The organism is Pseudomonas edaphica (genome assembly GCF_005863185.1).
GTDB classification, from domain to species: Bacteria; Pseudomonadota; Gammaproteobacteria; order Pseudomonadales; family Pseudomonadaceae; genus Aquipseudomonas; species Aquipseudomonas edaphica.
This window is the reverse complement of sequence record NZ_VBVZ01000522.1, coordinates 1-4,404: the sequence shown is the minus strand read 5'-3', so window position 1 is coordinate 4,404 and position 4,404 is coordinate 1. Positions and strand designations below refer to the sequence as shown.

The 4,404-nt window shown below is 52.5% G+C and carries 5 protein-coding genes; all 5 read right to left on the bottom strand.

The window, feature by feature from the left end; all coding sequences use genetic code 11:
• On the bottom strand, positions 1-573 hold a 573-nt coding region (locus FEM54_RS25650), incomplete at its 3' end, for an HlyD family secretion protein (RefSeq protein WP_338109354.1).
• A gap of 126 nt (positions 574-699) precedes the next feature.
• Entirely contained in the window at positions 700-1,740 is a 1,041-nt protein-coding gene (locus tag FEM54_RS25645) for a fimbrial protein (RefSeq protein WP_171045899.1), read from the bottom strand.
• A 96-nt stretch (positions 1,741-1,836) separates the two neighbouring features.
• Positions 1,837-2,055 (bottom strand): hypothetical protein, encoded by a 219-nt coding sequence (locus tag FEM54_RS25640; protein ID WP_138453566.1) that lies wholly within the window; start codon positions 2,053-2,055, stop codon positions 1,837-1,839.
• A gap of 48 nt (positions 2,056-2,103) precedes the next feature.
• On the bottom strand, positions 2,104-2,316 hold the full coding sequence (locus tag FEM54_RS25635) for a hypothetical protein (RefSeq protein ID WP_138453565.1): 213 nt from the start codon (positions 2,314-2,316) through the stop codon (positions 2,104-2,106).
• Between the two features lie 162 nt (positions 2,317-2,478).
• On the bottom strand, positions 2,479-4,404 hold a 1,926-nt coding region (locus FEM54_RS25630; protein WP_138453564.1), incomplete at its 5' end, for a fimbria/pilus outer membrane usher protein.

Genomic DNA, 4,404 nt, shown 5'->3' with positions numbered 1-4,404 from the left:
AATGTAGCCTTTGTCCATCAGTCCTTGATAACGCTCGGCGGCATCAGTTGCCAGCGTAACCAAACGGCGCTGGCTATCCGCCTGCTCTACCAGGGTGGCCACCTCTTGCTGCAAGCTGGCAACCTTGCTAGTCAGGCTGACACGTTCGTCAACTTGCAAGTGACGTTGTTTCTCCAACTGATCGCGCAAGGAATCGCCCCGTTGGCGTAGCTGTTGGCTGATGCCTGCCTGTACAGGACCGGCATCGCTGCCATAGCGTTCGCTGCTGAGGCTCAGTAACGGCTGGCCACGCTGAACCACCTGGCCTTCGTTCACGAATTTTTCGAGCACTATGCCGGGTTGATGGACGTAAACTTTCACCTGGCCACTGGCTGGAACCAATTGGCCCGTCACCGTGCTGCGCTTGGTATAGCTGCCCCAAAACAGAAAGCCGATGACTAATGCAGCCATGGCGGCCGCCATCAGCGTGAGGAACGTGAAAGAGGTCGGACGGATCATCATAATTTCGCCGAGCCACTGTTGTTTATGAGCTTCCAGGGCTTTCAGACGGAATAATGGTTTTTCAAGAGTCATTTTTTTCAACTATTGTGCAGGGACCAACCGGCGTCCGGGTTCAGGCGTTCAATAAGGAGGCGCCACTCACCCAACCATGCCGACTGGTGTTAACCCTCCAGTTCCTGCCTCGCTCGACAGGCCTGATTATTGATAAGTAATGGTGGTTCTAAGTGATGACCTTGCACTACCACTCCTAACCGTCGCGCCGGTTCTTATAAACGCCGCTCTAAGAGGGAAGGCAAAATGTGTTGCTGCAATGGCAGAATTCTTGATCGGAAGATCCAAGTTTACAGGTGTCCCATCGTCTGCCATGAGCTGTACCCCGAGCCCGGCTGCGGTGGAGCTGGGATCAAGTGAAAAGACGCCATTGGACGCATTCACCGTCGTGAACACAGGGTCAATTTTTATTCCGATATTAGGCGTAGGACTTGTACATACCACGTTGACTGCAAATGGAATGGCCGGTGACTTATCTCCTACCCTAGCAAAGAGCGAAGCGGGTTGTGCCCCTAATTTAACGTTGACATTACTGAGGCCGCAAGTTGATGCCTTGGCAGTCACTTCTCCATTCCAGGTAATGTTCCAAACTTGATGTCGTCGCGCCCCATTCTCCCAGATATAATAGCCAATATTGGGAACGGTTATCCCACGCAACGAAAATGCGCCTAACGTGGGGTTAAGCTTTATAAGTTCAAATGTCAGACGATTCTCACCGGCATAAGTCAGCTCGACAGGTCCAGATGCTACTGGAAAGAGCTCAGGGGCACTTTTAATCGTAGCCCCATTTGGCCCTCTTATACGAAGGCCAACACCAGAGACCAAAGTCTGTACTACATCCGTATACCCAGCAACAGCTCTTGGAGCGTTGTAATACCATTCTCTGGCTCTCGGCTCATTCCCCGTACATGTTACATAGGGTGTAGACACATTTGACACAAATGTAAATGTTTTTGAATAGATAACTGAGCCCACTGACGCTTGGTAAGTCACCAAAGCCCCCCCGTCCAGGGTGAGGCTTCTTGCATCAATTCCCCCGTTTGTAGCAACAAAACACGTGCTGAAGGCTTCGGGGGCAAAGCCAATAGAAAACAAGGCCAGTACTGCCACCTTTGAAAAAGCAGACCTAAACTTATCTTTGGAGCTGCCATTCTCCACTTTTTTTCTCAAGTCGCTCTCTCTGTTCATCTCAACCGTCATCAAATAGTTAAAGATATAGAAATGGTTTTCCTGGATTTAACACCTATAACACACAGGCGCATAAGCGCCTGTGTGTACAAACCATTAGAACCAAGAACTCCACAGGCCAACCCAGAACCCTTTCAAGGCCCTGCTCACACCAACGGTAATCGAGGCAACAGCACCGCCGAGGCCCAGACTTCCGCTTCCAAGCTGAGCGCCGTCTCGGGTGCCTTCGTAAAGGCCATCACCAAGCCCTTTAAGCGCGTCAATAATGCCAGCGCCCGAAACAGCGTCAATTTCTTTGCAGTTAAGATTTTGCATAAAGTATCACCCTTAGAATTTAGATTGATTCAACCAGCCTAATTACTGTTACCACCAACCACCGAACAGACCTTTAATAAAGCCTTGCACACCAGCACCAATACCTACGGTAATCGTGGCAACGGCCGAACCGATGTCGCCCCGCCCAACTTTCGCACCTTCAACGGTACCGGCTTCCAGGCCGAACAGTAACCCCTGGATGGCGCCAAAAATGCCAGCCCCCGAAACAGCTTCAACTTCTTGCACGTTTAGCTCTTGCATTGCATTACTTCCTCTAGAGATTTGCGACAGGCGTCGCGTTAGTGCCACAGGTAAAATGTTCAACACTGCAACTCTTTTCAGCCATCCATGCCTTAAATTCAACCGTACTTACAGGCGTGATTCGCAGCCTGATGCCAGCGCTATAAACCTTCGAACGAGACGCTATAAAACACCGGAAATAGGCGGCGTAGAAACGCACTTCGCCTTTACCGTTTCCAGTCGTTTACCGACTTCATCTTTTTCGTTTAACGGTGGTAGTTGATAATTCACAAAGCAACGCTGCTCGGCTGTTTCACCCCATTTAACCGTCAACACACCCTGGTCAGGAATACCGCGGACATAAAGGCGGCTGGCCTGGCTCACGATACCAACACTCTGACCCTGGGCATCAAATACCTCGGCGGCAAACGGCAACGCTTGCTCTTGGGGGCCAAGCGCGTGAATAAACACCGCTCGGCCTCTGACCGTTGCAAACTTGACTTTAACCACCGCTCCCGCGAAAGGAGCAACTTGCTGGCTAGTACTTTGCAACTCGACATGGTTCGACACGCCTGTCGGATCCAGCTCTACGGTGTTTGAGCTATAAGGGGATAGATAGGGAAGCGCCGCATAACCATTACCATCTATACGGACTCCCGACGAGTTAACAATCCGTGCGCCCTTGGCGGCGTCGGCCTCGACAATAGCCATGGTCTCCCCCACTTGTGGCGCTAACGTCACGCCGCCGCTGTGTGCCACCATCGCCCCACTGATTCCCGCGGACGCTTGCGTATAGTTACTCCCCTGCCCGTAAGACCCTCTTAACGTCGCCACTGGACTACGGTATTGCACGTTAGTCGACCCGCTATTGCCGATGTCGTCACGGGTATCACGCGCAGCCGTCACGCCGTAGTCAAAGTTACTGTCCACACCGGCAGTCCCGGTCAACCCAACCTGAGTATTGGTACCCCGATCACTACGTGTGACCATGCTTCTGAGCGACGGCGCGTGTGATCCAGTCCCCAAAGGCAATGAGAGGCTCACATAATATTCGGTACCCGTGCGTCCTATCACATCTCGCGTGCGCATTGCGGACAAGGAATAACCAAGACTGCCCCAATGGTTGTTATAACCAATCTGATACTGGGTATCACTTCCGCTGTTCCAGTAATTACGCTTGGAACCAGTAGCATATACCGAGCCAAACTCGCCCAAGGGTTGCGATACCGTCAATTGGAAACTATCACGTTGACGACGCAGGGCCTGACTCTGCGCAAAGTCACGTGCTTGCTGAGTGAGGCGAAGGTCGAGCGGCCCGTCGAGCGAATCACGCGCCGGAATAAGTTCGTTGAATTCCAGTCGACCCTTGCTGTTAAATTCCCGCTGCGTCAGCGCATCGCGAAAGCTGAGGTAACCCGAGGTTGAATAACGATACGCAGCTACCGCAAAATTGGTACCGGTCTCACTAAACAACTTACTGTAACCCAGCTTTAGACTCTGCCCACTCTGCGTAGTCTCATCCGAGACTTCCGTCCGCGCATGGCTAAGATCCATCGAAAGAGCACCGTATTCGGTGTTAAGCGCAGCGCCTACCAGCCCCGCACCATAACCATCACTGGCGAGTACCCCCCCGTACCCCGTAACCAGGTTGGTGAAGCCCCTCTGCACAGTGGCCTGCAACAACTGCGGCTTATCATGCAAAAAACGCTCATTGATCTGACCAGCCGTCACGCTGTAACGAAAAGTGCCCGGGCGCAACGATTGTGCCACCGATGCATAAGGAACGTTGAACCCATGCACCCGCCCATCGGCCTCGATGATCGTGACTGCCAGCTCTCCGCCGTAGCCGGTGGAGTAAAGGTCATTAAATTCGAACGCACCTGCCGCCACTGGAGCCTGGTAAATCAGAATATTGTTCTGACGAATCTCAACTAATGCGTTGGTACTGGCAACGCCGCGTACCACTGGGGCATAACCACGCAATGACTCCGGAAGCATGCGGTCATCCGTAGCCAGCTGAACGCCACGGAACCCCACACTGTCGAACAGTTCGCCGCTGGTATTAGTTTCCCCAATTATCAGTTTGCTATTCCACGGAGCAATGTTGCG